29 protein-coding genes and 1 pseudogene are annotated in these 26,540 nt (G+C 63.1%); 15 read left to right on the top strand and 15 right to left on the bottom strand.

Annotation, left to right across the window (positions count from 1 at the left end):
- Positions 1-20 precede the first annotated feature (20 nt).
- Complete coding sequence (locus tag AAXE93_RS11865; protein WP_390130996.1) at positions 21-1,571, bottom strand: ArnT family glycosyltransferase; 1,551 nt, start codon at positions 1,569-1,571, stop codon at positions 21-23.
- A gap of 479 nt (positions 1,572-2,050) precedes the next feature.
- Here AAXE93_RS11865 and AAXE93_RS11860 point away from each other — a divergent pair, with 479 nt between their 5' ends.
- The 5 genes from AAXE93_RS11860 (at position 2,051) to AAXE93_RS11840 (ending at position 9,000) form a co-directional block, all read left to right on the top strand.
- A complete protein-coding gene (locus tag AAXE93_RS11860) occupies positions 2,051-3,472 on the top strand; it encodes an iron uptake porin (RefSeq protein ID WP_390130994.1) in 1,422 nt (473 codons plus the stop codon).
- Between the two features lie 210 nt (positions 3,473-3,682).
- Complete coding sequence (locus tag AAXE93_RS11855; RefSeq protein WP_390130992.1) at positions 3,683-5,188, top strand: iron uptake porin; 1,506 nt, start codon at positions 3,683-3,685, stop codon at positions 5,186-5,188.
- 115 nt (positions 5,189-5,303) lie between these two features.
- Positions 5,304-6,272 (top strand): cysteine synthase A, encoded by a 969-nt coding sequence (cysK, locus tag AAXE93_RS11850; RefSeq protein ID WP_390130990.1) that lies wholly within the window; start codon positions 5,304-5,306, stop codon positions 6,270-6,272.
- A complete protein-coding gene (locus tag AAXE93_RS11845) occupies positions 6,269-6,937 on the top strand; it encodes a J domain-containing protein (protein ID WP_390130988.1) in 669 nt (222 codons plus the stop codon). Before cysK ends, AAXE93_RS11845 begins: the two co-directional genes overlap by 4 nt.
- Positions 6,934-9,000 (top strand): glycosyltransferase family 39 protein, encoded by a 2,067-nt coding sequence (locus tag AAXE93_RS11840; RefSeq protein ID WP_390130986.1) that lies wholly within the window; start codon positions 6,934-6,936, stop codon positions 8,998-9,000. Before AAXE93_RS11845 ends, AAXE93_RS11840 begins: the two co-directional genes overlap by 4 nt.
- Here the strand turns inward: AAXE93_RS11840 and AAXE93_RS11835 are convergent.
- Positions 8,979-9,233, bottom strand: coding sequence for an NAD(P)H-quinone oxidoreductase subunit O (locus AAXE93_RS11835; RefSeq protein ID WP_006850906.1), 255 nt, complete (start codon positions 9,231-9,233; stop codon positions 8,979-8,981). The two genes, AAXE93_RS11840 and AAXE93_RS11835, sit on opposite strands and share 22 nt — an antisense overlap.
- Positions 9,234-9,315: 82 nt before the next feature.
- Between AAXE93_RS11835 and AAXE93_RS11830 the strand changes: the two genes are divergently transcribed.
- Entirely contained in the window at positions 9,316-10,245 is a 930-nt protein-coding gene (locus AAXE93_RS11830) for a TIGR01777 family oxidoreductase (protein WP_390130984.1), read from the top strand.
- Here the strand turns inward: AAXE93_RS11830 and AAXE93_RS11825 are convergent.
- From AAXE93_RS11825 to AAXE93_RS11805, 5 genes are read right to left on the bottom strand one after another with little or no spacing between them, the layout of a single operon-like run.
- Complete coding sequence (locus tag AAXE93_RS11825; RefSeq protein WP_114987461.1) at positions 10,193-10,465, bottom strand: hypothetical protein; 273 nt, start codon at positions 10,463-10,465, stop codon at positions 10,193-10,195. The genes AAXE93_RS11830 and AAXE93_RS11825 overlap by 53 nt on opposite strands.
- Positions 10,462-11,631 carry a lipid-A-disaccharide synthase-related protein gene (locus AAXE93_RS11820; protein ID WP_390131012.1) on the bottom strand — a complete coding sequence of 390 codons (1,170 nt, stop codon included), beginning with the start codon at positions 11,629-11,631 and terminating at the stop codon, positions 10,462-10,464. Before AAXE93_RS11820 ends, AAXE93_RS11825 begins: the two co-directional genes overlap by 4 nt.
- A gap of 14 nt (positions 11,632-11,645) precedes the next feature.
- Positions 11,646-11,813 carry a hypothetical protein gene (locus AAXE93_RS11815; protein ID WP_170951429.1) on the bottom strand — a complete coding sequence of 56 codons (168 nt, stop codon included), beginning with the start codon at positions 11,811-11,813 and terminating at the stop codon, positions 11,646-11,648.
- A gap of 46 nt (positions 11,814-11,859) precedes the next feature.
- Positions 11,860-12,279 (bottom strand): hypothetical protein, encoded by a 420-nt coding sequence (locus tag AAXE93_RS11810; RefSeq protein WP_115080526.1) that lies wholly within the window; start codon positions 12,277-12,279, stop codon positions 11,860-11,862.
- 49 nt (positions 12,280-12,328) lie between these two features.
- Entirely contained in the window at positions 12,329-12,721 is a 393-nt protein-coding gene (locus AAXE93_RS11805) for an iron-sulfur cluster assembly accessory protein (RefSeq protein ID WP_114987465.1), read from the bottom strand.
- 70 nt (positions 12,722-12,791) lie between these two features.
- Here AAXE93_RS11805 and zds point away from each other — a divergent pair, with 70 nt between their 5' ends.
- Genes zds through AAXE93_RS11790 form a run of 3 tightly spaced genes read left to right on the top strand, consistent with a single transcriptional unit; the run spans position 12,792 to position 15,188 of the window.
- Entirely contained in the window at positions 12,792-14,258 is a 1,467-nt protein-coding gene (gene zds / locus AAXE93_RS11800) for a 9,9'-di-cis-zeta-carotene desaturase (protein WP_390130980.1), read from the top strand.
- The gene (locus AAXE93_RS11795; RefSeq protein WP_115131727.1) at positions 14,258-14,695 is read left to right on the top strand and encodes an SRPBCC family protein; all 438 of its coding nucleotides are present in this window, start codon (positions 14,258-14,260) and stop codon (positions 14,693-14,695) included. Before zds ends, AAXE93_RS11795 begins: the two co-directional genes overlap by 1 nt.
- 19 nt (positions 14,696-14,714) lie before the next feature.
- Positions 14,715-15,188, top strand: coding sequence for a hypothetical protein (locus tag AAXE93_RS11790; RefSeq protein WP_390130978.1), 474 nt, complete (start codon positions 14,715-14,717; stop codon positions 15,186-15,188).
- Here the strand turns inward: AAXE93_RS11790 and AAXE93_RS11785 are convergent.
- From AAXE93_RS11785 to AAXE93_RS11765, 5 genes are all read right to left on the bottom strand, one after another.
- The gene (locus AAXE93_RS11785; protein ID WP_390130976.1) at positions 15,164-15,961 is read right to left on the bottom strand and encodes a uroporphyrinogen-III synthase; all 798 of its coding nucleotides are present in this window, start codon (positions 15,959-15,961) and stop codon (positions 15,164-15,166) included. The genes AAXE93_RS11790 and AAXE93_RS11785 overlap by 25 nt on opposite strands.
- Positions 15,958-17,160: a glycosyltransferase gene (locus AAXE93_RS11780; protein ID WP_390130974.1), complete on the bottom strand. Its 1,203-nt coding sequence runs from the start codon at positions 17,158-17,160 to the stop codon at positions 15,958-15,960. Before AAXE93_RS11780 ends, AAXE93_RS11785 begins: the two co-directional genes overlap by 4 nt.
- 65 nt (positions 17,161-17,225) lie before the next feature.
- A complete protein-coding gene (locus AAXE93_RS11775; protein WP_390130970.1) occupies positions 17,226-18,827 on the bottom strand; it encodes a glycoside hydrolase family 3 N-terminal domain-containing protein in 1,602 nt (533 codons plus the stop codon).
- A complete protein-coding gene (rbfA, locus tag AAXE93_RS11770; RefSeq protein WP_115131722.1) occupies positions 18,808-19,230 on the bottom strand; it encodes a 30S ribosome-binding factor RbfA in 423 nt (140 codons plus the stop codon). The genes AAXE93_RS11775 and rbfA overlap by 20 nt, the downstream gene beginning before the upstream one ends.
- Positions 19,230-19,436, bottom strand: a complete 207-nt coding sequence (locus tag AAXE93_RS11765; RefSeq protein WP_006850467.1) for a DUF751 family protein — start codon at positions 19,434-19,436, stop codon at positions 19,230-19,232. The genes rbfA and AAXE93_RS11765 overlap by 1 nt, the downstream gene beginning before the upstream one ends.
- Positions 19,437-19,495: 59 nt before the next feature.
- Between AAXE93_RS11765 and AAXE93_RS11760 the strand changes: the two genes are divergently transcribed.
- Positions 19,496-20,221, top strand: coding sequence for a glutathione S-transferase family protein (locus AAXE93_RS11760; protein WP_390131010.1), 726 nt, complete (start codon positions 19,496-19,498; stop codon positions 20,219-20,221).
- Here the strand turns inward: AAXE93_RS11760 and AAXE93_RS11755 are convergent.
- Positions 20,187-20,864, bottom strand: coding sequence for a DUF6816 family protein (locus AAXE93_RS11755; protein ID WP_390130967.1), 678 nt, complete (start codon positions 20,862-20,864; stop codon positions 20,187-20,189). The genes AAXE93_RS11760 and AAXE93_RS11755 overlap by 35 nt on opposite strands.
- Here AAXE93_RS11755 and AAXE93_RS11750 point away from each other — a divergent pair.
- Positions 20,863-21,126 carry a chlororespiratory reduction protein 7 gene (locus tag AAXE93_RS11750; RefSeq protein ID WP_115131720.1) on the top strand — a complete coding sequence of 88 codons (264 nt, stop codon included), beginning with the start codon at positions 20,863-20,865 and terminating at the stop codon, positions 21,124-21,126. The two genes, AAXE93_RS11755 and AAXE93_RS11750, sit on opposite strands and share 2 nt — an antisense overlap.
- Before the next feature lie 3 nt (positions 21,127-21,129).
- Here AAXE93_RS11750 and AAXE93_RS11745 read toward each other — a convergent pair whose 3' ends face one another.
- On the bottom strand, positions 21,130-21,705 hold the full coding sequence (locus AAXE93_RS11745; protein ID WP_390130965.1) for a shikimate kinase: 576 nt from the start codon (positions 21,703-21,705) through the stop codon (positions 21,130-21,132).
- A 51-nt stretch (positions 21,706-21,756) separates the two neighbouring features.
- Between AAXE93_RS11745 and AAXE93_RS11740 the strand changes: the two genes are divergently transcribed.
- The 4 genes from AAXE93_RS11740 to AAXE93_RS11725 are packed head-to-tail and all read left to right on the top strand — an operon-like array spanning position 21,757 to position 25,007.
- Positions 21,757-22,677 carry a 6-pyruvoyl tetrahydropterin synthase family protein gene (locus AAXE93_RS11740; protein WP_390130963.1) on the top strand — a complete coding sequence of 307 codons (921 nt, stop codon included), beginning with the start codon at positions 21,757-21,759 and terminating at the stop codon, positions 22,675-22,677.
- A gap of 11 nt (positions 22,678-22,688) precedes the next feature.
- Positions 22,689-23,381: a RibD family protein gene (locus tag AAXE93_RS11735; RefSeq protein WP_390130961.1), complete on the top strand. Its 693-nt coding sequence runs from the start codon at positions 22,689-22,691 to the stop codon at positions 23,379-23,381.
- Between the two features lie 33 nt (positions 23,382-23,414).
- Complete coding sequence (locus tag AAXE93_RS11730; protein WP_390130959.1) at positions 23,415-24,590, top strand: GNAT family N-acetyltransferase; 1,176 nt, start codon at positions 23,415-23,417, stop codon at positions 24,588-24,590.
- A 9-nt stretch (positions 24,591-24,599) separates the two neighbouring features.
- Positions 24,600-25,007: a DUF4346 domain-containing protein gene (locus AAXE93_RS11725; protein ID WP_390130957.1), complete on the top strand. Its 408-nt coding sequence runs from the start codon at positions 24,600-24,602 to the stop codon at positions 25,005-25,007.
- Positions 25,008-25,010: 3 nt separating this feature from the next.
- Here the strand turns inward: AAXE93_RS11725 and AAXE93_RS11720 are convergent.
- A pseudogene (locus AAXE93_RS11720) lies at positions 25,011-26,451 on the bottom strand (B12-binding domain-containing radical SAM protein).
- Positions 26,452-26,540: the final 89 nt, after the last annotated feature.

Here is a 26,540-nt window from a genome sequence, read left to right as displayed (position 1 = left end):
GCGCTCCAGTCGGGCTCAGGTTACCGACAGTTGGCCAGGCTCCATCGCCCCGCCTGGCCTTCGGTGATGCAGTCCTTCTGCGGCTTGTCGCTGAGACGACGGCCTGGGCCACCTCTAAAGCGCTGAATGCGTTGTTCGGCATACCAGTTCAGGCTGGGGCGTTCGCCGTAGCCCTTCAGCTGGATCTCGTCTCCAGGGTTGGCACGGGCCAGGGCTGCCACCGGTTGCACGGGCCAGGTTTCGTTGAGCTCCCACAACCACAGGGGGGAGTGAAACAGCAGGACCAGTGCTGCCACATTGCCGCAGCTGAGGCTGATCACCCCAAGGCGTCGTTGCTGTGGTGCGCCAGAGCGCAGCCACCATCCGCCGCCACACCAGCCGAGGCCTAGCAGGCCCGCCAGGCCGCGGTAGGGCCCAAGGCTGCTACCAATGCTGCTGAAGCTGCTCAGCCAAAGCAGCAGGAGCAGCAGCCCGAGCCCGCACCAGAACATTGGAAGCCGCAACAGCAGCCAGCGGCAGGGGGGATTTGGGCTCTCGGGTGCACTCTTGGAAGAAAATGGCCACTCCACCAGCCAGACCAGCAGCGGAGCACAGAGGAGAGCGATGGGCAGCCAGAGCGGATGGCTGTACCAGGGGAGCTGGGTGCGCAGCGGAAGAATGGCTCCGGCCAAAGTGAGCAGGCAGGCCAGTGACCAACGGCCCCAACGACTCTGACGCCAGCGCCAGGCCCAGACCAGGGCGAAGGGCAGCAGCGGCAGCCAGGGCCAGCCCCCCTCCAACACTTCGATCACCGGGACCCGCCAGCCCAGATCACTGCCTTCGCCGGCATCTAACAGAACCCGCCCGGCGCCATCGCCGCCCCAGAGCCAGAGCGCCTGGCTCCCTCGGATATGGGCATGCCAGAGATGCCAGCCGATCCCGGGTGCCAGGCCCAGCAGCACCCCGATCAGGGCTGTCATCCTGTTGTTCCAGCGTCTCCATTCCTGGCCCCAGACCAGTGCCAAACCGGCGGCCGCCGCCGCGGGCACCAGCAGCGGGGCTTTGAGCAGCAGCATGGCGCTGGCCATCAGGCCGGCGACGCTCCCCCAGAGCGCACTGTTTCGGCTGCCGTCGAGCTGCAGCAGGGTCAGCCAAAGCAGAGCCATAGCCGACAGCTGGGTGCCATCCAGCATGGCCAGACGTCCGTGCCGGGCCACCGGCAACAGCGTCAGCAGAATCACGCTGGTGGCGAGGGCGCTGGAGCGATCTCCCGGCCGCAGCGTCCATTGCAGCCAGCCTCCAAGGGGCACCACCAGGCACGACAGCAAGGCGGGTGCCAGGCGGATGGTCCACTCCGAAGGGAGCTGGTTGTGCTGTGTCGTGGCGCCGATCACGAGGGCGATCAGGCTGTGCAGACCAGGTGCCTTGTTGAGGTAGGGCTTGTCCCAGAGGGTGGGGAGCAACGGGGCTTCCCCGAGGCCGTGGCGAAGTTCAAGGGCCACCCGTGCCACGGTGGCTTCATCGAAGTCCCGCAAGGGGAGATCGCCGAGGCTGATCAGGGCCAGCACGGCAGCGGCTATACCGAGCGCCACCAATGCGATCCAGGGTGCTGCGTCAGGAGCTGAGCCGGAGCGCATGGGGCCCCTCTTCACATCAAAAACTGAGTATGGTCCGGATGTTCAGGATGCAGCGGCGTGGAGAGGTGAGTGCTTCTTTCGTGAGGTGCTCACAATTCCGAAGGCGTTGCCGGCATTCACAATCCTTCAGGAGGAGGTGTCCATGATTTCCAGTTGTTTGATCCAGGGTCTGCTGATCGCGGAGAACGCCGGCTGAACGGCGCCTTCTGACTGATCATCCGGTTCCGCGGCAAAAGCGGACCCGGCGAGAGCCCCCGTACGGCCTGCCGGACGGGGGCATCGTTTATTCAGAGTGAATTCGCTGGAGACCCAGAGAGTATCTGTCGATGCATGTCGATGTAAGTACCGGCACAAGCTGCATTGGATAACGAGTGGCCAGCCCTCAAAATCCGGATTGGCGTAGTAGCGCCAACTTCCTGTGTGAGGAATCCAAAATGAAGCTTTTCCAGCAACTGCTGGTGGCTCCCGCCGCCCTTGGTCTTCTGGCCACCGGCGCCAATGCTGCCGAGCTGAACATCAACGGCGTTTCTGATTACGCGGCTTCCGCTGATCAGGTCACCAGCGTCACCCAATTCTCCGACGTCTACCCCACCGACTGGGCCTACCAGGCTTTGGCTGGTTTGGTTGAGACCTACGGCTGCGTCGCCGGTTACCCCAACGGCACCTTCCGTGGCAACCGGGCCATGACCCGCTTCGAAGCGGCTGCCCTGCTGAACGCTTGCCTCGACCGCGTCACCGAAGTGACCGACGAGCTGCGTCGCCTGATGGCTGAGTTCGAAACCGAGCTGGCCATCCTCAAGGGTCGCGTTGACGGCCTCGAGGCCCGCGTTGGCGAACTGGAAGCTACCCAGTTCTCCACCACCACCAAGCTGAAGGGCTATTCCGCCTGGGTGCTGGGTGCTCTCGACGGTATCGATGGCAAAGAAGCCACTACCCTCAACTACGACCTCCGTCTGAAGCTGGCAACATCCTTCACTGGTAAGGACCAGCTGACCACCGTTCTGCGGTCTGGCAACTTCGACGATTCCATCTTCGGAACCGGTCTGACCTTCGTCGAAACCGCTATGGGTTCGAAGAACAGCGTCAAGGTTGGCCGTCTGTTCTACACCTTCCCTGTTGGCGACTCCCTGAGCGTCACCGCAGGTCCCATCGTCCGTACTGACGATGCCTCCATGTACGCGGGCTATGCCACGTACTACCCCTCTGATCTGCTGCTCGACTTCTTCACCTACGGCGGTGCACCCACCACCAACAACCTGGGCTTCACTGGCTCTGGTATCGGTGCTGTGTACACCCTGGGTGACAGCGGCTTCAAGGTGAGCGGCAACTACGTCGCCAAAAATGGTGCTGATTCCAGCGCCGGCATTGGTACTGACGAGTCTGCTTCTACTTCTTCTTGGCAGCTGTTCTACGAAGGTGAAGCCTTCGACGGCAACCTGCTTGCTCAGGTTGGTTACTCCTTCGACCAAAACGTTGGTCTTGCCATCGGCAACTCTTCCACTGCTGACCGCGAAGGCTTCAGTGTCGCTGCAGCTTGGAAGCCCGCTGATGCTGGCATCGTTCCTTCCATCAGCACCGGTTATTCCTCAGCTGATGAAGAGGGCGTGACTGACGACATCGATTCCTGGTATGTGGGTCTCGAGTGGAGCGACGTGTTCATTGAGGGCAACTCCTTCGGTGGCGCAATCGGTTCTGCCCCCGCATATGAAGATGGTGTCGACAACACCATGTGGGAAGTCTTCTACAGCTTCGCTGTTAGCGACAACATCACTGTCACCCCTGCAATCTTCGGCATCGACGAGGACGGCAAGGACGACGTGTTCGGCGGTATCATGAAGACCACCTTTAAGTTCTGATCACAAGACTGAGTTCTAGGACTCTTCCTCAGATCTTTAGCCCTCCACCTTTGGTGGGGGGTTTTTTTTGCGTCACAACGCAAATGAATGGTCTTAACCGATACTTAAACAGCCCTTGATTTGCCTTTGGCGATGGAGTGAAGCCGCGCCAATAGCGTGGAGCCGCTGGCATGTATTGCTTGCACTTTTCTCTTGGTGTGAGAACCCAAAATGAAGATTTTCCAGCAACTGCTGGTGGCTCCTGCCGCCCTCGGCCTGATGGCCGCTGGCGCTAACGCCGCCGAGCTGAACATCAACGGCGTCTCTGATTACGCGGCCACCGCTGATCAGGTCACCAGCGTCACTCAATTCTCCGACGTCTACCCCACCGACTGGGCCTATCAGGCTCTGGCTGGTTTGGTTGAGACCTACGGCTGCGTCGCCGGTTACCCCAACGGCACCTTCCGTGGCAACCGGGCCATGACCCGCTTCGAAGCGGCTGCACTGCTGAACGCTTGCCTCGACCGCGTCACTGAAGTGACCGACGAGCTGCGTCGCCTTTTCAAGGAATTCGAAACCGAGCTGGCTATCCTCAAGGGTCGCGTTGACGGCCTCGAGGCCAAGGTTGGCGAACTGCGAGCAGCTCAGTTCTCCACCACCACCAAGCTCAAAGGTAAAGCCACCTTTGTGACTGGTGCCATGGATTCTGAAGAGGGTGGTGCTCAGGCTGACGACGATGCGTTCAGCTTCTCTTATGACTACCGCCTCGGCTTGAAGACCTCCTTCACTGGAAAGGACCTTCTGTTTGCTCGCCTGCGTGCCGGCAACATGAAAGATGGTTCCGCTTTTTCTGGCGGCTTCCGAAAGCTGGACGTTTCCGGTATGTCCGGCAACACCCTCAAGCTTGATCGCTTGTACTACAAGTTCCCGGTGGGTTCGGGTTTTAGAGCCATTGCTGGACCTATGGCTCGTAACACCGAAAGCCTTGGCATGAAGCCCACGGCCTACACGGTGAAGACCCTGAACATGTTCGGTGGCCAGTTTGGTGCTGGCAACGTTTACAACAAAGAGACCGGCGGTCTCGTTGGTGTGATCTGGAAGCAGAAAGTTGCCAAGGGTGAGCCCCGCTTGACAGCCGCTCTGAACTACGTCGCTGATGACGGGGAACAGGCCAGCTCCGCTAAGGGCATGTTCACTGCTGAATCCAACGGCAATACCACCGCTCAGATTGGTTACGGCACCAAGAAGTGGGGCGCTGCTATCGGTTACCGCTACGGCCAGTGCGGCGCAGGCTTCGGTACTGCTTACTCGGGTGTTAAGCAGAGCTGCGGCACTGCTGACAATGTCGATTCCCAGAACTTTGCTCTGAACGGTTTCTGGAAGCCTGAAGAGACTGGTTTCATTCCTTCTGTAAGCCTTGCTTACGGCTGGTCTGACCTCGAAGGCAGCACCGTCGATGAGGCCCGCACTTGGATGGTGGGTCTTCAGTGGGACAAAGTTGCCAATACCCCCCACACCCTGGCTGTTGGTTTCGGCGCCCCTCTGTACGTCGAGTCCCAAGACGGCACAGACCCTGATGCTCCCGAGATCGCTTGGGAAGCTTCTCTGAAGTACAAGGTCTCCAGCAACATCACCATGATTCCGGCAATCTTCTATCTGCCTGAGTCCAACTCCTCCCAGGGCGTTTCTGGCAAGGAGCAATTCGGTGCTGTTCTCCAGACCGTCTTCAAGTTCTGATCACCCGGCCCGACTTCGGTTGGGCCTTCAGAACCACTTTCCTCACACACACATATCCCGAGCCCTCCCCTGCGGAGGGCTTTTTTTATGGTCGTTCTGCGGGCAAGCTGCAGTCATGAGCATTGCTCCTGACATCACAGCCTTGATCGGTGGCACGCCCCTTGTGCGGCTGAATCGATTGCCCCAGGCCTGCGGCTGCCAGGCCGAGATCCTGGCCAAGTTGGAGAGCTTCAACCCATCCGCCTCGGTCAAAGACCGCATTGCCAGCGCCATGGTGCTGGAGGCGGAGCAGGCCGGCACGATCGTTCCCGGGCGAACGGTGCTGGTGGAGCCCACCAGCGGCAACACCGGGATTGCCCTGGCCATGGTGGCGGCGGCTCGGGGCTACCGGCTGATTCTCACCATGCCGGACACGATGAGCACGGAGCGTCGCGCGATGCTGCGGGCCTACGGCGCCGAGTTGCAGCTCACGGACGGTGCCCAGGGCATGAATGGGGCCATCGCGCTGGCCAAGGAGTTGGTGGATGAGATTCCCAACGCCTACCTGCTTCAGCAGTTCGACAACCCCGCCAATCCAGCTGTGCATGAACGCACCACGGCTGAAGAGATCTGGCGCGATACCGACGGCCAGATCGATGCCTTTGTGGCGGGGGTGGGCACCGGTGGCACGATCACCGGCTGTGCCCGTCTTTTGAAACAACGCCAGCCGCAGCTTCAGGTGATTGCTGTTGAGCCCGAGGCCAGTGCTGTGCTGTCCGGAAAGCCCCCGGGGGCCCATCGCATTCAGGGGATTGGAGCTGGTTTTGTTCCTGCGGTGCTGGAACTCGATCGGATTGATTCGATCCTCACGGTGAGCGATGAGGAGGCGATGCAGGTGGGCCGGCGCCTGGCTCGGGAGGAGGGTCTGCTCTGCGGCATCAGCAGCGGAGCAGCCATGGCCGCTGCCCTGCGGGTGGGCCAAGCCCCCGCCATGGCGGGCAAACGCCTGGTGGTGATGCTGGCTAGTTATGGCGAGCGCTACCTCTCCACCCCGATGTTCAGTGCTGCTTCGCAGCTTCCCGCTCGGAGGGATGGTCAGCTGTGAGCGATCCCTATGCCGTGCTCGGTGTCAGCAGCACCGCCAGCAATGCTGAGATCAAGGCGGCCTACCGCCAGCTGGTGAAGCAGCACCATCCCGATGCCGGTGGCGACGACCAGCAGATGCTGGCCCTCAATGCCGCTTGGGAAGTTCTTGGCGATGCTGAGCGCCGTAAGGCTTTCGATCGCACGCGGCCCCAGCCGGGCCGAGCGGCATCCCCGACGGACCTGAGGCGGGCCAGCCGTGCCCACGATCGTGCTGTGGCCGCTGACGATGCCCTGGTGGAGTGGTTGCGGCGGGTTTACGCCCCGATCGACCGCATGCTCGGTGAGGTGATCAATCCCTTCCCCAAGCAACTCAAGGCACTGTCAGCAGACCCCTACGACGACGAGCTGATGGAGGCGTTCTGCAGCTATCTCGAGGCGAGCGGACGTCGGATGGACAAGATCAAGCAACTGTTCCAGTCGTTGCCCACACCGGCCTCGGCCCGTGGCTTCGGGCTGAGCCTTTATCACTGCCTTTCCGAAGTGGAGGACGCTCTGGCGGAACTGGAGCGCTACACCATGGGCTACGTGGATGGCTACCTCCACGATGGTCGCGAGATGCTGCGGGAGGCCAAGCAGCGACGCAAGCGGCTCCAAGATGAACGGCGTCGCTTGGAGATCGTGTGAAACAGCGTTGGCGTTTCTGGGCTTCGGTGGCCCTGATCTGGGTGCTCTCCACTCTGGTGGATCGGCTCTGGTGGACGCTGCAGACCGGCGTCCCCGCCTGGGATCAGGCTGACTACCTCAACAGCGCCATGGACCATGGCCGCGCCTTGGGCTTGCTGCCGGGCGGCGGTTGGCAGGGTTGGCAGGCCCTGCTGGATCTGTCACCGAAGATTCCGCCCCTGGCCTCGCTGGTGAACGGCAGCGTGATGGCTTTGAGTGGTGATGCCCCGGAGCAAGCGGCCTGGAGCCTGAGTCTCTGGCACGGTTTGCTTCTGGTGGTGATGGCGGGTTGGGGACGACGGCTGCAGGGGGATGGCCTGGCCTTGGTCGCCTGCCTGCTGGCGGCATTGACGCCGGCCTTTCTGGATCTGCGCACGGACTACGTGCTGGAGATGGCCCTGGTCGCCACTTGCAGCCTGGCGGTCTGGCGTCTCGGGGTCTGGTGCGATCCCAAGGGCGGTGGCCGCTGGGGGCAGGCCTGGGGTTGCACCCTGGCAGCCATTGCAGCGGTGCTGGTGAAGCAGAGCGCCCTTCTTGTGCTTGTCCCTGCGGGACTCTGGGCTGCGGGGATCGCGTTGCAGCGGGGTGGCCCTTGGTTGCGGCAGGCTCTGCTGCTGCCCCTGCTCACGGCGGTGCTGATCGGCCCCTGGTTGCGTCACAACTGGATTACAAGCTTAGGCGGCACCAATCGGGCTGTGTTTGAGTCGGCGGTCCGGGAGGGGGATCCAGGCGCGCTCAGTCTGGCCGGCTGGCTTTGGTATCCCCGGATTTTGCCGGTACAGCTGGGCAGCGTGTTGTTGTTGGTGGGGCTGTCAGGGTTGTTGCTCTGGTGGCTGCAGCGCCAGCAGTGTTCAACTGATCACTCCTGGTCCTGGCGCTGGCTCTTGCTCAATCTTGTGGCGGCCTGGGTGTTCACCACCCTGAGTCCGAACAAGGACGCTCGCTACATCACGCCGCTTTTGCCATCACTTGTGTTGCTGCTGGCCCGGGGGTGGTGGCAGTGGGGCCATTGGTTCGAGGCCAGGCGTTCCAGGCTGGTGTGGCCCTTGTTCGGTGCTGGGCTGCTGGCCTGTGTCCCGGCGGGCTGGGCGCATCAGCTTCATCGGTTTGAGCACCGTTCCCGCGGTCCGGTGGAGGCTGTGGTGGAGGCCGCCGGCGGTGCAGATCCCAGTAGGCCTCCTGCCACCCTGATCGTGGTGCCCAGCACCTCCGACCTCAACCAGCACAACGTCAGCTTCTACGGCCGTCGCCGCGGTGGTCAGACCGTTGGACGCCAGTTGGGTGGCAGTCGAGAGGACCGTGAGCCTGTGCTGGCACGATCGGAATGGGTGGTGTTGGCGGAAGGGGACCAGGGATCGGTGCGCAAAGCGGCCCGATCCCTGGACCAAGCCGTGCGCCGCAGCGGTGTTTTCGAGCTGGTCAATCAGTTTCCGCGTCTTCGGGGGGGCAGTTATTCGCTCTGGCGCCGCAGCGCGACGCATCCGATTGAAGGCCCCTCTTTTGCGCAGCGCTTCCCCGAGCTCGCCGCTGGCTTGGCGGCAGGGCCGGTGGGGCTGGATCCGGTGTTCGCTGTGGTGGGGCAGGAGCACATGCTCGATGGCCATTTCAGTTACAGGGAGCCGGTGCGTTCTGAGGCCTTGGCGGCCTTGGCGCAGGATCCCGATGCTGTGCAACCGCGTTGGACCCTGGCGCTGCTGGCGGTGCTGGAAAACCGCCCTGTGCAGGCAGCGGAGCAGTTCGAGGCTCTGCAACGGCTGTTGCCTGATAACCCCTGGCCAGCGGCCTACCGCAGTGTGGTCAACCTTGCGGGGTGGAACCCCTGGCAGGCAGCCGCCGCTGCGGATGGGGCCGACGTTTCGAATCCTGTGCTGGCGGCGCTGGGGGATCTCAGCGGCGTGCTCTCCGGTGCTGTGTGGCGCATCCCCGCCGCCATGACGTCAGTTCCAGCGGCCGTCACAGCCGTGGAGGAGGCCCTGGAGTCTGCCTCCAACGAAGATCAGGATCAGGAGCAGGCTTCCAGCTGATCCATTCGCAGCCACACATCGGGCACCGGACGGTTCCAGCGCACCTGGCCGTAGTCCCCTTTCACCACCAGCAGCTCGCCGGGACCTTCAAAGATGTAGTCGGGTGCTGTGGGATCGCTGGCGCCAGCCTCAAGGCTGGAGCTGTAGGCGGCTCTGTTCACCTTGACCAAGGCACCTTTGCGCAGCGCAGCAGGCTTGGCCTTGGCGGGGGCAGCGGCGTCGGATTCGGCCATGACAGGGGATGGTGATGGCACCAGGCTAAAACCAATCGCCCACGAACCCCCTTAGCCTCCCAGCCGCACCACCCCCGCTTCCATGCGTCTGCTGCTGTTCGGCTGCACTGGTTTTGTTGGCCGTGAGCTCCTGCCGCTCCTGCTTCAGGCTGGCCATCAGCTCACGGTGGTCAGCCGCCGCTTGGCCCGTGGCTACGACGCTGAACGGGCGGATGGGCGACTGACCTGGATGCAGTTCGACCCCGCCAGCAGCAGCACCTGGGCCGATGCCGGGCTGCTGGATGCCCTGAACCAGGCCGATGCGGTGGTCAACCTGGCGGGAGAACCGATTGCCGAGAAGCGTTGGACCCCGACCCACCGGCAGCTGCTTGAAACCAGCCGTCTGGAAACGACCTCTCAGTTGGTGAAGGCGATCGAGGACTGTGCAACGCCACCGAAGCTGCTGGTGAATGCCTCAGCCATCGGCTTCTACGGCTCCAGCCTGGACAAGCGTTTTCTTGAATCGAGCACCCCTGGCGACGACTTCCTTGCGAGCTTGTGTGAGCGCTGGGAAGCGGCGGCTGAGGCGGTGCCTTCCGCTGTACGGCAGGTCACCCTGCGGATCGGCATTGTGTTGGCGGCGGACGGCGGTGCACTCGGAAAAATGCTTCCGGTGTTCCGCACAGGGTTTGGTGGTCCGATCGGCAGTGGCCGGCAATGGATGAGCTGGATCCACCGCACTGACCTATGCGCCCTGATCCTTCAATCCCTCACAGACGAGAGCTGGAGTGGCGTGATCAATGCCGTGGCTCCTGAGCCCGTCTCGATGACGGCCTTCTGCAAGCAACTGGGGCGCAGCCTGGGCCGTCCGAGTTTGTTGCCGGTGCCCGCTCCAGTGCTTCAAGTGCTTCTGGGGGATGGCGCCAAGGTGGTGTTGGAGGGCCAGCAGGTTGCCTCGGAGCGGCTGGACGCTCTGAACTTCAGCTTCCGCTACCCCGATCTGGCTTCAGCACTCGCCGCTGCCACCAGCTGAAGATGCCGCTCACCAGGGCCGCCATGATCAGCAGGCTGATGGCTGGGGCGAACAGGGGTTGCCACAGCAGCTGAACCTGGTCCATCAGCCAGTCATGGCCTTGGCCCTGTTGCACCACGGCAACGGCGAAGACCCCTGCGCCGATAAACACCAGCAGCACGTTCACCATCAGCAGGCGGTCGAGCCAGCGTTTCCAGGCCGGTTCAGGCGTGGCACTCATGCAAGCAGTGAGCAAATGGCTGCCGCCATTCTCGGGCCTCCACCAGCGTCTCCGAGGCGCCATTTGGCCTCCTCTTGGCATTGCTGTTGCAAGTCAGGATCCCGTCGCGCACGTTCAAGCAGAGCCATGGCCAGCGCCGCTGTTCCCTCCAAGGCCTCATGGCTGCCACTCTCCCCGTCGGCACAGAACACAGTGGGGCCCAGCAGGCGCCGTTGGGCCTCGGCGAATGCTGCTGTGAATTGAGGCCCATGGCCCGGCAGCTGCAGCACCGGTTTGGCCAGGCCAACGGCTTGCTCGATGGCGGTACCTGCCATGCCGATCACCAGATCGCTGTGCTGCAGCACGGCACGGAAGGCCTCGCGGCGAACGTTGATCCCCCAGGCCCCCTCACGCTCCAGCACGCCGTTTTTCAAGTGCCAACCGCATCGTTCGCTCAGCCGCCGCAAGCTGTCGTCATCGAGGCTGGGCACCAAGGCCAGATCCACGTTGCAGCGAACTGTGTTGGGCAGCAGCTCGATCAGCCGCAGCAACAGCTGAAGGTTCTGTTCCAGTTCCGGTCGGCGGCTGCCGGGCAGCAGACCGATGCGTGGCGTGCTGCTGGGCGGTGGGGTGGCCGCTGTGAGCACCGAATCCATGAACGGATTGCCCAGGAAGGTCACCGGCCGTTGCAGTTGTCTGCTGAGGTCTTCGGCGGTGCGTTGATCGCGGCTGTACACCGCTTTGAAGCGGCGGCTTTTCAGCAGGTTTGCGCAGGGCCAGGGGAGCCGCAGCGTCCCTTCGTAGTGGCTGGAGTAGGCCACCAGGTAGGTCGCCACAGGCCGTTGGCTGAGCCATGCCGCGATCACAGGGATCACATCTCCCACCACCAGGATTAGATCAAAGCGACGCCGGTACCGCATCAGACGCCCCAGGCGTCGGAGCAAATACAGCACTTGCCCTTGGGCGATCTCAGTGAGGCGGCCGCGAAGGCTGGTGTAGCCGATGCCGCCGGTGCTGAATTCATGGCTGCGTCCCAGCAGCGGCACGCCGGCTTTTTGGTAGGCGCTGCCAAGGCCCACCAGCGGAAGAGCCTGCACGTTGTGGCCCTGCTGCTGAAGCTCCTGGGCTAGCAGGGCGCCGGAGAGGTCTTCACCGTGGCCATTGCTCAGCAGCAGGATGCGTGCCATTGCCGGGCTGCCCATCACCACATCCAGGTGTTCGGATCCGGTATGCCGTTGGCGCGCCTGGCCAGTTGCAACCGCCGCGCTTCGCTGGCCAGGCGTTCCTGCCGCAATTGAGCCGAACGATCCGCTGGAGGTCGCACGCGAACCTGGGACGGCAGACGGGTGATGGTCCAGGTGGCTGTCATGCAGGGTTTGTCAGGCAGTGGCTGTCAGGCAGAACGTCCGTTGTGATCAGAGCTCAAGCCAGGCTTTCACTTTCTCGAGGGCCTTCCAGCCGGGTTTGCGTTCAAGCCCGTCGGCGATCGAGGCCTTGAGTTCGCCGGACACCTCTGGGGCCAGGGTCATCACCTGCTGGACCACCTGGATGTGGTCACGCACGCCCTTGGATTGGGTTTCCAGCAACGCCAGGCTCAGGTTGATCCTGGCCTGGGGGTCCTGGCCGTTGAGTCTCACCGCGAAACGTGCCGACCGCAGCGCCTCCTCTGGTTGGTCGCAAAGCAGCTGCAGCCAGGCCAGGCAGGTCCAGCCCGCCGATTGGCGAGGAGCGGCTTCAACGATGCGGGCGAAATCAGGGAGAACCTCTTCGGCCGCGGCGCCAGCCTGATAACGGGCCATGGCCTGCTCAAACAGGCTGTCCTGGGAAGTCTCCATCACTAGGGAGAGGGCAGTGATCTCCCCTCAGATTCCCACGTGGCTTCGCTCACACGGCGAAGGAACTGCCGCAGCCACAGGTCTGGCTGGCGTTGGGGTTGGTGAAGTTGAAGCCACCACCGATCAGAGCCGTGCTGAAGTCCAGCTGCATTCCGTAGATGTAGAGCAGGCTTTTTGGATCACAGATCACCCGGAAGCTCTGACCGTCAGCCGCCATGTATTCGTAGGTCTCGTCGTCGTCGAGGGTGTCTGAGGCGGGCACGAAATCCATCGTGTAGCTCATGCCGCTGCAGCCCCCAGACCTCACCCCGACGCGCAGCACCTGGTTCTCACCCTGTTCGCCACACAGCTTGGCCAGCTGCTGCATCGCCGGTTCGGTGATCAGGATGCCCTTGCCGTCTTTGGCGGTATGGGCCGGCGCGGTATCGGGGGTGGAAGTCATGGTCAACGCAGGCTCGCGCTCTCACTCTATGAACGCTCATACATAGAGTCGCCTTAGTTGACCAGATCATGTGCGGGTCGCGATCGTTGGTTCCGGCCTCGCCGGCCTCTCCGCTGCAGTGGACCTCGTGGATGCGGGCCATGAGGTGAATCTCTACGAAGCCCGTCCCTTCATGGGCGGCAAGGTGGGCAGCTGGGTGGATGAGGGCGGTAACCACATCGAGATGGGGTTGCACGTCTTCTTCTTCAATTACGCCAACCTCTTCGCTCTGATGCGCAAGGTGGGAGCGTTCGAGAACCTTCTGCCGAAGCAGCACACACACCTGTTCGTGAACAAGGGGGGCGATCTGCGGGAGCTGGATTTCCGCTTCCCCATCGGCGCACCCTTCAACGGCCTCAAGGCCTTCTTCACCACACCGCAGCTCAGCTGGATCGACAAGCTGCGCAATGCCCTGGCCCTGGGCACGAGTCCGATCGTGCGGGGTCTGGTGGACTACGAGGGGGCGATGCGCACCATCCGAGCCCTCGACTCCGTCAGTTTCCAGGACTGGTTTGTGGGCCATGGCGGCAGCCCCGAAAGCATCCGGCGGATGTGGAATCCCATTGCCTATGCCCTGGGCTTCATCGACTGCGAGGCCATCTCCGCCCGCTGCATGCTCACCATCTTCATGATGTTTGCGGCCAAGACGGAAGCCTCCAAGCTCAATCTGCTCAAAGGATCACCCCATCGCTGGCTCACGGGTCCGATTCTCGACTACATCCAGCAGCGTGGAGGCAAGTTGCATCTGCGTCATCGGGTGAAGCAGGTGGACTACAGCGAGGGTGAATCCCCTGAGATCACTGGCCTGCAGCTGGGAACGCCCGAAGGAGACATTCGTGTAGAGGCTGACGCCTACCTGGCCGCCTGTGACGTGCCCGGGATTCAGAAACTGCTGCCCGAGGCCTGGAACCGTTACCCCCAGTTCAAGGCGATTCATCAGCTGGAGGCCGTACCCGTGGCCACCGTTCAGCTCCGCTACGACGGCTGGGTGACCGAGCTGGGAGATGCCCAGGAAGCCCAGCGCCGGGATGTGGCGACACCCACGGGGCTCAACAACCTGCTGTACACGGCTGATGCCGATTTCAGCTGTTTTGCCGATCTGGCCCTGGCCAGTCCGGAGGATTACCGCAAGCAGGGAGAGGGCTCTCTGCTCCAATGCGTGCTCACCCCTGGTGATCCCTGGATTCCCAAGTCGGTGGATGAGATCGTGGCCCACACCGACCGTCAGGTGCGCGAGCTGTTCCCCTCGGCCCGCAATCTCAAGCTCACCTGGAGCAACGTTGTGAAACTGGCGCAGTCGTTGTACCGCGAAGCCCCTGGTATGGAGCCCTACCGCCCGGAGCAGCGCACGCCGATCCCTAATTTCTTCCTGGCCGGCAGCTACACCCGTCAGGACTACATCGATTCGATGGAGGGGGCCACGATGAGCGGTCATCTGGCGGCGGCGGCCATCCTCGATCAGCCGGTGAAGCTGGCCACCAATGCGGCGGTGGCCTGATGGGACGCTGGCTCGAACACACGGTCACCTCCGAGGTGCAGGCCCCGGCCTCCAAGGTCTGGGAGGTCTGGAGTGATCTCGAAGCGATGCCCCGTTGGATGCGCTGGATTGAGTCGGTCAAACCACTCGACGACCCTGATCTCACCGATTGGACTTTGGCGGCACAGGGCTTTCGCTTCAGCTGGAAGGCCCGGATCACCCAGCGGGTTGAAGCCCAGCAACTGCACTGGGAATCAGTGGGTGGTCTGCCCACCAAGGGTGCCGTTCGCTTTTATCCCGAATCCGACGACCGCACTGTGGTCAAGTTGAGCGTGACCTACGAATTGCCGCGGGTCTTGGCACCGCTCATGGAACCCAGCATCCTGGGGGGCATCGTGACCAAGGAGCTTCAGGCGAATCTTGACCGTTTCCGTGACCTGGTGGAAGCAGGCGGCTAAGAGGCGGCTAAGCATTGGCTTGCCCCCGTTGCCGTGTTGGTGGTTGTGGGGGGGCTGTGGTGGCGAAACGCCAACGGCCACGGCGCTGCCATTGGTTCCAGTGAAACCTGAGCCGCTTCCGGAAACCTCAGCGGTTCAGGCCCCGTCGATTGGCCTGACCCCTCTGCCTTTGGCTGAGGAGGTGCAGCAGGCTGCCCCCGGCGGCCGGGTGGATCCCTTTGCTCCTCTTGTTGGTGTGGAGGCTGCGGATGCTCAGGCTCCCGCGACTGGCCTCGCTCTGACTGGCGTTTTGTTGGTGGGAGATCAGAAACGAGCCATCGTGACCACCCCCAACGGCAGCGGTGTGATCTGTGTGGGCGCAGAGGGCCGCTGCGGCGCGGATGCTCCGCTGTTGCTGCCGACTGGATGGTCGGTGCTCAGTATTGATGTGGCGCGCGGTTGCATTCGCTTCGCGCTGAACGATGAGCCTCAGGATCCCTTCTGTATTGCCTGAGCGCAGGCTTCGGCTAACCCTTCGAGATCGTGGGGGTCGGCCTCAGCATCCACCCGGCCGAAGCATTGGCGGCAGCTGCGACTGGTCTGGGGGCCGATTGAAACCAGCTTCACCCCCTCCAACCGTTCAGCCCAGCCTGGACCGAAGCGCTGTTCCAGCAGCTGCGCGGTGTGCTCCGCTGTCTTCCCGCTGCTGAAGGCGATGGCATCAACGTCACCTTCCTCCAGGGCGGTCGCTGTGGGCTCCGGCATCGTGGCGGGGCAGCCCGACTCATAGGCCGCCACCTCCACCACCCGCACCCCGGCTTCACCGAAGGCGTCCGCCAGCAGGGTGCGACCACCGCTCTGCACCCGTGGAAGGAGAATCTTGAGACCCCAGCCTGACACCGGGAAGTGATCGATCAAGCTGTCGGCCACGAAGCTCGGAGGCACGAAATCAGCGGCCGCCCCCAGGTCGTCCAGCACCTGCGCCGTTTTGCGGCCCACCGCGGCAATCTTGAGACTGGCGGGGCGTCTGGCCAGGCAACGGCCAAGGCGTTGCAGCCGCTGTTCCACGGCCTGCACGCCATTGGCACTGGAGAACACCAGCCAGTGAAAGCTCTCCAAGTCCTCGAGGGCGTCATCCAGAGGACCCCAGTGGTCGGGTGGTCCGATCACCAGGGCAGGAAGATCCAGCACCGTCGCACCCCGCTGCTCCAGCAGCTGGCGCGCGGCTCCCAGTTGGTCGGCCGCGCGGGTGACGACCACCGTTCGGCTTTGCAACGGCTGGCTCAAGCGACAGCCTCCCCGTCCAGTTTCACCACCCCCTCCACCCTTTCGCGCAGCTGCTGAGCAGCGTCAGCGTTTCCCTGAGCCTGAAGCAGGTTGATGGCGCGGATGAAGCTGCCGCGAGCGGCGTCGATGTTGCCGCCCAACAACTGGGCCACGGCATTGTTCTGATGGCACTCAGCGTTGTTGGGATCCAGGGTGAGGGCGCGCCCGTACGCCTCCAGGGCCGCGGCGAGGTCGCCGCGCCTCCGTTGCATCAGCCCCAGGTTGTACCAGGCGAGGGCCACTTCCGGTGCCCGCTGGGCGGCGGTTTGGGTGAGGCTGATCGCTTCCTCCAGGTTGCCCTGATCCATCAGTCGAGCCGCCAGGTTGAGGCGGGCTCCAAGACTCACCCGAGTGTCCAGCGGAATCTCCAGGGCTTGTCGGTAGCAGTTCACCGCCTTGTCGGGATCACTGGGGGTCAGGGCCAATCCCAGGTGCAGCAGCAGTTCATACCGTTCGGCACCGGCTGAACCGCACTTCTTCAGGCCGTTTTCCAGCAAGGGAATGGCGTCTTCGTTCTTGCCCTCACTGATCAACAGCCCCCCGAGCTTGGCGCTGGCATAGGGATTACCGGGACGCTCCTGCAGATCAGCCTCCATGGCCTGCCGCAGCCGATCGGCCTTGTCGCTGCCCGCCAGCAGTTCCGGTCGGTAGCCGTCATGGAGGATTGCCGGCTCACTGCAATCGGCGATGCGCCATTGGGTTTCGGCGTCCAGCAGGCTGCGAACGCTGTCGTCGATCATCGAGTGGTATGGCCGGCTCCACTGGATCGAGGGGTGGCGGCGGAACAGACGACTGACGCTGGAATAGGGAGCCATGGCAGCCCCCACCTCGTAACGCAGCAGCTTGATCACCAGCACATCTGGCTGGGCCATCAACGCCTTCAGGGCTGGGATGGCCTCGGGGCGCAGTTGTTCATCGGCGTCCAGCACCAGCACCCAGTCGCCGTTGAGAAACTCCAGGGCCTGGTTGCGGGCTGGGGCGAAGTCCCCCGGCCAGGGAATCTGCTCAACCCGGGCTCCGGCCGCTTCGGCGATGTCCACCGTCGCATCGGTGGAACCGGTGTCCACTACCACCATCTCGTCGGCGAAGCCCTGCACGGAGCGCAGGCACTCCCCGAGACGCGCCTCTTCATCGCGCACGATCATCGAGAGGCTGAGCATGGTCGGCCGGCTTGGGGTTGGCGCGAGGTTAAGTGCGGTTGGCCAGTGCGGTTGGTTGGTGGTGGTCAGTCGGTGAACGCACCGCTGTTGCCGGTCGGCATCGCGCTGGGGAACAGTTCGGTGAGCACCTGGCGTTGGGCTTCCTGCATTTGGCCGGCGGAATAGGCGGCAGGGCAGCTGCTGGGCAGAAGTGGCTTCAGGCTGTCCCAGAGGTAAGGGCTGCCGTAGACCACGACTCCGGCCAGCCGGTTGATGGCGATCAGTTGCTGGATCGCTGCGGCCCAGGGTTCTTGGGCATCCCGTCCGGCGCGGAAGGGGTTGCCCCGCAGGAACAGCTGCAGCAGCACCGCTCCATCGCCGAGGCGGTCCATCGCCAGGGGCGCGTCCGCTTGGCCGCTCCAGGGCGATAGCCCTTCGCCATGAATCACGATTGAGCGAAATCCTTGTGCTTGAGGAGTGCGCAGGGCCGGGGACCAGCCGCTGAGGGCGGCTGCGCTGGGCACCATGGCATCCACGCGCACCAGGTTGATTCCTGCTTGTGGAAGAACCTTTGCTTCGCCGACCGTGATGCTGTGACGCACCAGCTCAGCCTCAAGGGCTTGCTCGTCTGCGCTGACGATCGGACTTGAAGCTGTGCTGGTGGGGATCGATGCCAGCGCATGGCCCCGGCGCTGCAGGCTCTCGTCCAACCGCTCGAGGCACAGCCTTCCACTGCTGAAACCGTCGCAGAGACCATCGATGGCGGCATCCGCATCCGCCGGCATCAGGATCAGGTCGGCCCCGGCTTCAAAGGCCAGCACAGCTGCTTCGGCGGCGCCGTGCCGTGCGCTGATCGCTTCCATCACCAGGGCATCGGTTACCACCAGCCCGTTGAACCTCATCTGGCGCCGCAGCAAATCGGTGAGCACGGCGTTGGAGAGGGTGGCGGGCTGCTGCGGATCCAATTCCGGCAGCACCAGATGGGCCGTCATCACGCTCTCCACACCGGCGGTAATGGCGGCCTGAAAGGGCGGAAGTTCGATCTGTTCCAGCCGTTCGCGGCTGTGGGGCAGCACCGGTAGGTCGATATGGGAGTCGCTGGTGGTGTCGCCGTGGCCGGGAAAGTGCTTGGCGCATCCGAGCACCCCCGCTTGCTTGAGCCCCCGCTGGAACGCCACCGCCAGGGCACTGGCAGTCTTGGAATCCTCGCCCCAGGCCCGCACATTGATCACAGGGTTGGCGGGGTTGTTGTTGACGTCGCACACCGGCCCCAACACCCAGTTCAGCCCACAGCGGCGGGCCTGTTCGCCGGTGCAGCGGCCATAGCGCTCACTCAAATCCAGGGCCAGCTCGGGCTCCCGCTGGTGGAGTCGCCCGAGGGCCAGGGGCGGCACCAGCCAGCTGGCCCCTTCGAAGCGCTGGCCAACGCCCTCTTCAACGTCCGCGCAGATCAGCAACCGCTGCTCACTCCAGCCCTGCAGTTGCTGGGTGCGTTGTTGCAGCTCAACAGCGCTGCCCCCCAGCAGGATCACGCCACCAACACCTTCCCGCAGCAGGCGCTGCAGTTCGCTGTTTGGAAGCTCCCACTGCGGGTAGCGACGCTGCTGGTCGCTCAGATGACCACTGGCCCGCACCACCAGCAGTTCCGCTACGCGGCGCCGCAGGCTGTTAGCCGGCCGGCTGTTCATCACTGCCTGGCTGTTGATCACTGCCGGGGGGAATCTCGCCCCGCTGCTGCCGTTCGTCTTCGAGGCGATTCAGCAGTCCCAGCACTGAGGTGCCGCGTTCCAGACCCCGATCCAGTTGGAACACCACTTCGGGAGCGCGTCGCATCTGCAGCCGTCGCCCCAGTTCTCCCCGCAGGAAGCCGCTGGCGGCCTGAAGCCCCTCGAGCACCTGGTCGCGCTCCTGAGCTTCCCCGAACACGCTCACGAAGATCTTGCAGTGCTGCAGATCGCCGGACACTTCCACTTCGGTGATGCTCACCATGCCCTGGTGCACCCGTTCATCACGGATGCCATTGATCATCAGTTCGCTGACTTCTTTGCGGATCAGGGCGGCCACCCTCTCCACTCGACGCCCCTGTGCCATCACGCCATCGGTGCTGAATTCACCATGGCACGCAGCACCAAGGTGAGGCTGATTCCACCGCTGATCAAGGCGCCGATCAAGGCCACGGCCGTGACGGGATTGCTCCGGCGTGCGGCCAGGGGTTCGGCAACGGAGTTCATCACCCCGAGGGTGAAGGCGATCAAGTAACGGGGATAACGGGAGACGTTGAGGAAAAACTCCCGCATGGTTCTGGCGTGCTTGCAAATCTGCTGGCTACTCTGCCGGGCCCATGGCTGTTTTGGACATGTTGGAGCTGCATCAATTCCGCCATTCCGCGTTTTGTCTCAAGGTGCGGATGGTGTTGCAGGCCAAGGGGCTGAGTTTCCGCACCGTGGAGGTGACCCCCGGTGTCGGCCAGGTGGCCGTGTTCCGGCTGTCCGGTCAACGGCAGGTTCCCGTGTTGGTGGATGGTGATCAGGTCATCGCCGACTCCAGCGCCATTGCACTGCATCTGGATCAGCGGGAGCCAGGCCCTGCACTGATTCCCGCTGATCCGCGTCAGTCCGCCCAGGTGCATCTGCTGGAGGACTGGGCCGACACCACCCTGGCCATGGCGGGCCGCTCCTCCCTGGTGCAGGCCGCGGCACTGGATCCTGAGCTACGGGTGGCCCTGTTGCCCGACGACCTGCCCGACCCCGTGCGTTCGGTGATGGGAGTGATCCCAGGCGGTTGGGTGAGCAACATCACCGAACTGGTCAACCAGAAGGAGCGCACCGAGCTGCTGACCAGCCTGGAGCAGTTGGCCACATCCGTGCAGGCCAGCCCCTGGTTGGTGGGGGACAGCATGACCATTGCCGACATCGCCGTTGCGGCTCAGTTGTCGTTGCTGCGCTTCCCCTCTTCGGCGGGAGCAGCCCTGGCCGGTAAAGGTGTGCCTGGGCTGAGCGATCACCCCAAGCTGCAGCCCTTGTTCCAGTGGCGCGACCAGATCGAACTCAAATTGATGGAGCGGACTCTGGAAGAGGTGTGAAGCGCAGTTGGTAGTGGTGCTGGGCGATGGCCTGATCCCGCAGGCTCTCGCCCGGAGAGGCGTAGCGCCCTTGCCATTGCTCGGCGCAGATGTCCTTGCCGCAGCGGTGATAACGGCTCAGGGTTTCGATCCTGCTCAGCCGCGGCGGCCCGGGCGCATGCAGGATCTGCAGCACCAATTCATCGGCCAGGAAAGTGTCGGCGCTCGGGCTCTCCTGGCGGCGGCCCGTCACCGTGGTCTCGAGATAGAGATCCCCTTTCAGTCGGGCAATCTGGCGATTGGCGGAGTCGGGGTCTTCTTCTACCCCCAGAAGCTGCTCGCCAAGCAGGGCACGACCGATGGCCGTGGCGTTGAAGCTGCGATCGCCGACCAGTCGACCGCGCCGGTCGGCTTGAAATCGTGCTTGATGCAGCAGGGGTGGATCGTCGGGGGCATCGAGATCAACGCTCTCCACTTGCCAAAGCCCGGCAAACCAGTCGGGGTAAATCAGGTCGTTCCGATTTGAGGGCCGCGGCAACGGTGCCGGCAGGCTCCAGTCGGGCCAACTGTTCAACCGCTGCTCAAGACCTGTCTGGGCCCAGGCGGGGCCGCCACTGAGCAGGATGGTGAGGCTGATCAGCAGCATCCACAACCGCCGTTCCATGTCTGATCCCCTGATCCGTGCCCTTGATGACTATGTGGTGCTGGAGCCCGGCAAGCCGGAGCAGTTGCTCAGCGCTGCTGACACGTTGACATGGCTGAGCGGTTGGTTGCGCAGCCTCGATCAGTTGCCGGACGATCTGGCAGATCAACCCGATGTCGACGCAGCGGCGCAGCGGTTGATCGATACGGCCTGTGATCTGGAGATCAGCCCTGGGGTGACTTTGCAGTGGTTTGCGGTGCGGTTGGAGCCGCCCACCGCTTGAGATTCAGTCGGTTCGGCGTTGGGTCGGATCCTTCAGCAGGCTTGGCACCAGTTGCAGGATTCCGTCGGCCACGGCCTCTGGGGTTTCGTCGTTGATCACCACCGTGAGATCGGCCTCGGCATAGAGGGGACGACGCTCGTTCAACAGTGCGTTCAGAGCCGCCTCCGGATCGGCGGTTTGCAGTAACGGGCGCACGGTGCTGTCGGCGTTCAGCCGCTGCAGCAACTGGTCTGGCACCACATCGAGCCAGATCACGATGCCGCTGTGCAGCAATCCCCAGTTCTCCGGTTGGGTCACCACGCCGCCTCCGGTGGCCACCACCAGCGAGTGACGCTGACTGATCGCACTGAGTACCTGGCTTTCCAGGCTGCGGAAGCCCGCTTCACCATCCCGATCAAAGATTTCCGGGATGCTGCAGCCCGCCGCCTGTTCGATCACCGCATCTGCATCCACAAAGCCGTAGCCCAGGCGTTCGGCCAGGGGGCGGCCCGTGCTCGTCTTGCCGCTGCCCATCATTCCCACCAGATAAAGGCTGCGCCCGGCAAGACGCTGCTTGAGGGTGGGGGTGGAATCCGCCATGACTCGGAAACGGCAATAGCTCATTAGGATGCCTCGCGGCCGGAACGTCACATGACTGAAACGAAGTCACCAGCACGGCACGGCCAGGGTCGTGGTTGTGTCATCACCCGGAGGGCCTGTTTCAGTGCCAGTCATCGCTATTGGCTGCCGGAACTGTCTGCCGATGACAATGCCGCCCGTTTCGGGCCCTGCGCTTTGGCTCCTGGCCACGGCCACAACTACGTGCTGATTGTCTCCATGGCTGGCGGTCTGGACGCCGACGGCATGGTGCTCAACCTCTCGGAGGTGAAGCACGCCATCCGCAACGAGGTGACGGGCCAACTCGATTTCCGCTTCCTCAATGAGGCCTGGCCGGAATTTGACGTTGCCACCGCTGAAGGTTGCCTCCCCACCACCGAGGCCCTGGTGCGGGTGATCTGGCAGCGCCTCAGTCCTCATCTGCCGATCACGGCGCTGCGCCTCTACGAACAACCGGGCCTTTGGGCCGACTATCTCGGACATCCCATGGACGCCTTCCTCACCATTCGCACCCACTTCGCCGCCGCTCACCGACTGGCCCGCCCGGAGCTCAGTCAGGAGGAGAACGAAGCGATCTACGGCAAGTGCGCCCGTCCCCACGGCCATGGCCACAACTACCTGGTGGACGTGACCGTGCGTGGTGAGATTGATCCCCGCACCGGGATGGTCTGCGACCTCTCCGCGCTGCAGCGCCTCGTGGATGATCTGGTGGTCGAGCCCTTCGACCACACCTTCCTCAACAAGGACGTCCCTTTCTTTGAGGAGTGCGTGCCCACGGCCGAGAACATCGCCCTGCACATCGCTGATCGTCTCTCCAGCCCGATCAAGGCCATCGGCGCCAGCCTGCACAAGGTGCGATTGCAGGAGAGCCCGAACAATGCGGCCGAGGTTTACGCCGAAGCACCGCAACTGGAGATGTCCCCAGCTGCCCTTGATGCCGTGGCTGCCGTCTGATCGACGGCTTGATGCCCCAAAGCCCCACTCCCACACGCCCAACCCCTTCTCGCCCCTGCGTGCGGCTGGTGCTGGCCATCAGTCTCGATGGACGCCTTGCTCCGCATGAAGGCGGTGCGGCCCAGCTTGGTGGTGAAGGAGATCGGCGCGCCCTGGAGCAGGCGCTCGCCTGGGGGGATGCCTGCTTGATCGGTGCTGGAACCCTGCGGGCCCATCAGTGCACCTGCTTGATCCGCAGCCCTCAGCTGCTTGAGCAACGCCGAAGCGAGGGGCGCGCCGAGCAGCCGGTCGCTGTGGTGGTGAGCCGATCCCCCGACTTCTCAAGCACCTGGCGGTTTTTTGATCAGCCGCTTCAACGTTGGCTGCTGGCTCCTGAACCTGTGGATCAAGGTTTTGATCGTTGGTTCCCTTTGGCCCCAACCTGGCCGGACCGGCTCAAGGCGCTCGGAGCAGCTGGGATTCAGCGTCTGGTGCTTCTGGGTGGCGCCCAGCTCAGTGCCGATCTGTTGCAAGCCGATTGCGTCGATGCGCTCCAGCTCACCTTGGTGCCCCAGCTCCTGGGCGGCCGCTTCAGTTGGTTGCCTTGCACCGATGTGCCGTTGCCAGCTGCCTTGGCGCAACCAGGTGCTTGGCAGTCCGATGGTGCTGAGGATCTCGGGGACGGTGAGTGGCTTGTTCGCTACCGACGGATCCGATCTGGTTAAGGTCGATCCACCTCGGCCAAAGGCACCGTCGCAATGACGTCACTTACGGCCCGCTGGCATCGCTCCATCAACGAAATCCCGGAGCAGCAGTGGAACAGCCTGGTTGGAGACGCCGCGATCCCCTTCTACCGCTGGAGTTGGCTGGAGGCCTTGGAAAGCTCCGGAAGCATCATTCCCGAGCAGGGCTGGCAGCCCCTGCATCTGGCCCTCTGGCGTGATGACATTCCGATTGCGGTGGCTCCACTGTTCCTCAAGGGCCACAGCTATGGCGAGTTTGTGTTCGACCAAACCTTTGCCCGTCTGGCGGCGGATCTGGGGCTGCGCTACTACCCCAAGCTCCTGGGCATGAGTCCGGTGAGCCCAGTGCTGGGCTACCGCTTCCATGTGCGATCTGGAGAAGATGAAGCTCTGCTCACCCGGGAGTTGCTGCGGGCGATCGATCGCTTCTGCGAACAGAACGGGATCCTCAGCTGCAATTTCCTCTACGTGGATCCGCAGTGGCGGCCCCTGGCGGAGGCCGCCGGCTGTGCCGCCTGGCTGAACCAGCAGAGCCTGTGGAGCCGCGGCGACGACCGGACGTTTGAGGATTACCTCAAGGGCTTCAATGCCAACCAGCGCCGCAACATCAAGCGGGAACGCAAGGCCGTGGCCAAAGCCGGGATCACCGTGACACCCCTCAGCGGCGATCAGCTGGATCTGCCGCTGTTGCAATCCATGCATCGTTTCTACGAGCAGCACTGTGCTCGCTGGGGACCGTGGGGCAGCAAATACCTGGAAGAGGGCTTTTTTGAAGCGTTGGCACGGCTGCACCGCGATCAGCTGGTGCTTTTTTCTGCCCACCGAGGTGACCCGCGCGATCCGGTGGCCATGTCGATGTGCGTGCAGGACGGTCGACAGCTCTGGGGCCGCTACTGGGGCAGCCACGAGGAGATCGATTGTCTTCACTTCGAAGTCTGTTACTACGCTCCGATCGAATGGGCTCTGGCCAACGGCATCGTCAGCTTTGACCCCGGAGCCGGTGGCAGCCACAAACGCCGGAGAGGCTTTGTGGCACGGCCCCACGCCAGCCTGCATCGCTGGTACCAGCCCCAGATGGATCAGTTGATCCGCACCTGGTTGCCCAAGGTGAATGGCTTGATGCTGGAGGAGATCGAGGCCATCAATGCGGAGCTTCCCTTCAAAGCGGAACCTCCGGCCTTGGCTTTGTAGGTTGAAGGCATGACCACAACTCCGGAAGCACCAGCATCCACCGCTGCAGCGATCGATGCTCTTGATCAGCGCTTGTCCCAGCGGTTTATCGCTCTGGATCCCAGTGGCTATTTCCTGATCAAGCTGGATCGTGATGCCACCGAACTGGTGCTTGAGCACTACGGCAACACCATCGATGACAAGGGGTTGGCTCGAGATTCCGAGACCGGTGAGGTGTTGCGCTGCGACGGGGGCAATGCTCCTCGGCGCCCTTCAGCTGTTTACCGCGGCAGTACGGCCAAACAGCTGGGCATCCAGCTCACGGAAGGGGAAGCCCCACACCCGGTCAGTCGCCTCGACCATGCCCTTTATTTGGGACGGGAGTTGCAGAAGGCTGAGCAGTGCCTGCGTGACGGCACGGTCTATGTGCAGGACTGAGGATCAGGCCGGCTGCAGTTCTTTGGCTGCTGTGGGTTCTTCTGGGGGCAGTGATTCCAGCTGCTCGCGGATTTCCTTCTGAACGATCGAGCGGTATTCGAGGAAGTGCTCGTTGTGGGCCAGCACCGATAGGAACTGTTCAAGCAGGCCAGGATTGTTGCGGGCCATGCCGAGCAGGTAACGCCAGAAACGGGTGCGGGTGTTGCGCTTAATGCCTTGCCGCCACACCACGATGGTCAGAGCTTTGAGGTCCACCAGGCTGGGCAGTTTGGCCGCGGCTTTCCAGCGGGGTGCGCCCATCTTCAGGTAGTAGCTGTAAACCCGGTCCATGTAGGCGTTGGGTTCGTACAGCGCGCAGAACGCGTCCACGTACTCATTGGCAATGTCGCGGATCGGTCGGGTGGGTTTGAAGTTCAGCAGGTTGGTTTGGTTCACACCCTTGGCAGCGTCTTCTCCCTGAATCAAGCGGCCTTCCCGCTCCAGCCGTGCCCAGAGGGCTGTTTTGGGAAGGGCCTGCAACATGCCCATCATCGCGGCGGGGATACCGGTGCGGGTGACAAAGTTCACGATCCGGTGGCCTGCGCCATTCTTCTCGCCGTCGAAACCGATGATGAAACCCGCCATGACGCGGATTCCGTTGGCGGTGATCCGGTCCACTGCGGCATCCAGTGGGTTGCGGGTGTTCTGCACCTTGCGAGCCGTTTCCAAGCTGGCTTCGTCCGGGGTTTCGATGCCCAGAAAGACGCTTTCGAAGCGCGCGTCGTGCATCATCCGCATCATCTCCTCGTCGTCGGCCAGATCCACGGAGGCTTCGGTGGAGAAGCTGAAGGGGTACCCACGCTCCTCCTGCCAGGTGCGGATCTGGGGCAGCAGCAACTTGGCGTTGCGCTTGTTGCCGATGAAGTTGTCGTCCACCAGAAAGATCGAGCGCCGCCAGCCCAGGTAGTGCAGATACTGAAGTTCGGCCACCAACTGCTCGGGGGTCTTGGTGCGGGGCTTGCGGCCGTAGAGAACGATGATGTCGCAGAACTCGCAGTTGAAGGGACAGCCCCGCGAGAACTGCACGCTCATCGAGTCGTAGGCCTCAAGTTGCAGCAGGTCGAAGCGTGGAATCGGGGTGGCGGTGACGTCTGGCTTGTCTCCCTCGGCGGTGAAGCGACCACCGGTTTCTCCCCGTTCCAGGGCATCCAGGAACATCGGCAGGGTGATTTCCCCTTAATCAAGGATCTTGAAGTCCGCCAGATCCAGTTCCGGTACATCCGGTGTGGAGCTTGCGAAGGGGCCACCAACGGCTACAGGAAGACCTCTCTGCTTGGCCTTGCTGATCTGCATAGCCATGTCGTCCTTCTGGACGATCATTCCCGAAATGATCACCAGCTCGAGAATCTTTTCGTAACTCCAGAAGGTTTTCGGGAATTCGGGATATAACGAAAAGCGTGCGCATGGCGTCGGGCGTTGGTGGATTGACGTCAGGTCGGCCCGGCTGGGGATACCTCTCAATCGGTATCAGCTCTTCACAAAGCTCAAGCGCAA

It is taken from the genome of Synechococcus sp. HIMB2401, from assembly GCF_042883245.1.
In the GTDB taxonomy this organism is placed as follows: Bacteria; Cyanobacteriota; Cyanobacteriia; order PCC-6307; family Cyanobiaceae; genus Parasynechococcus.
Note: the sequence above shows the minus strand (reverse complement) of the source record. Positions and strands in the feature narration are given on the sequence as shown.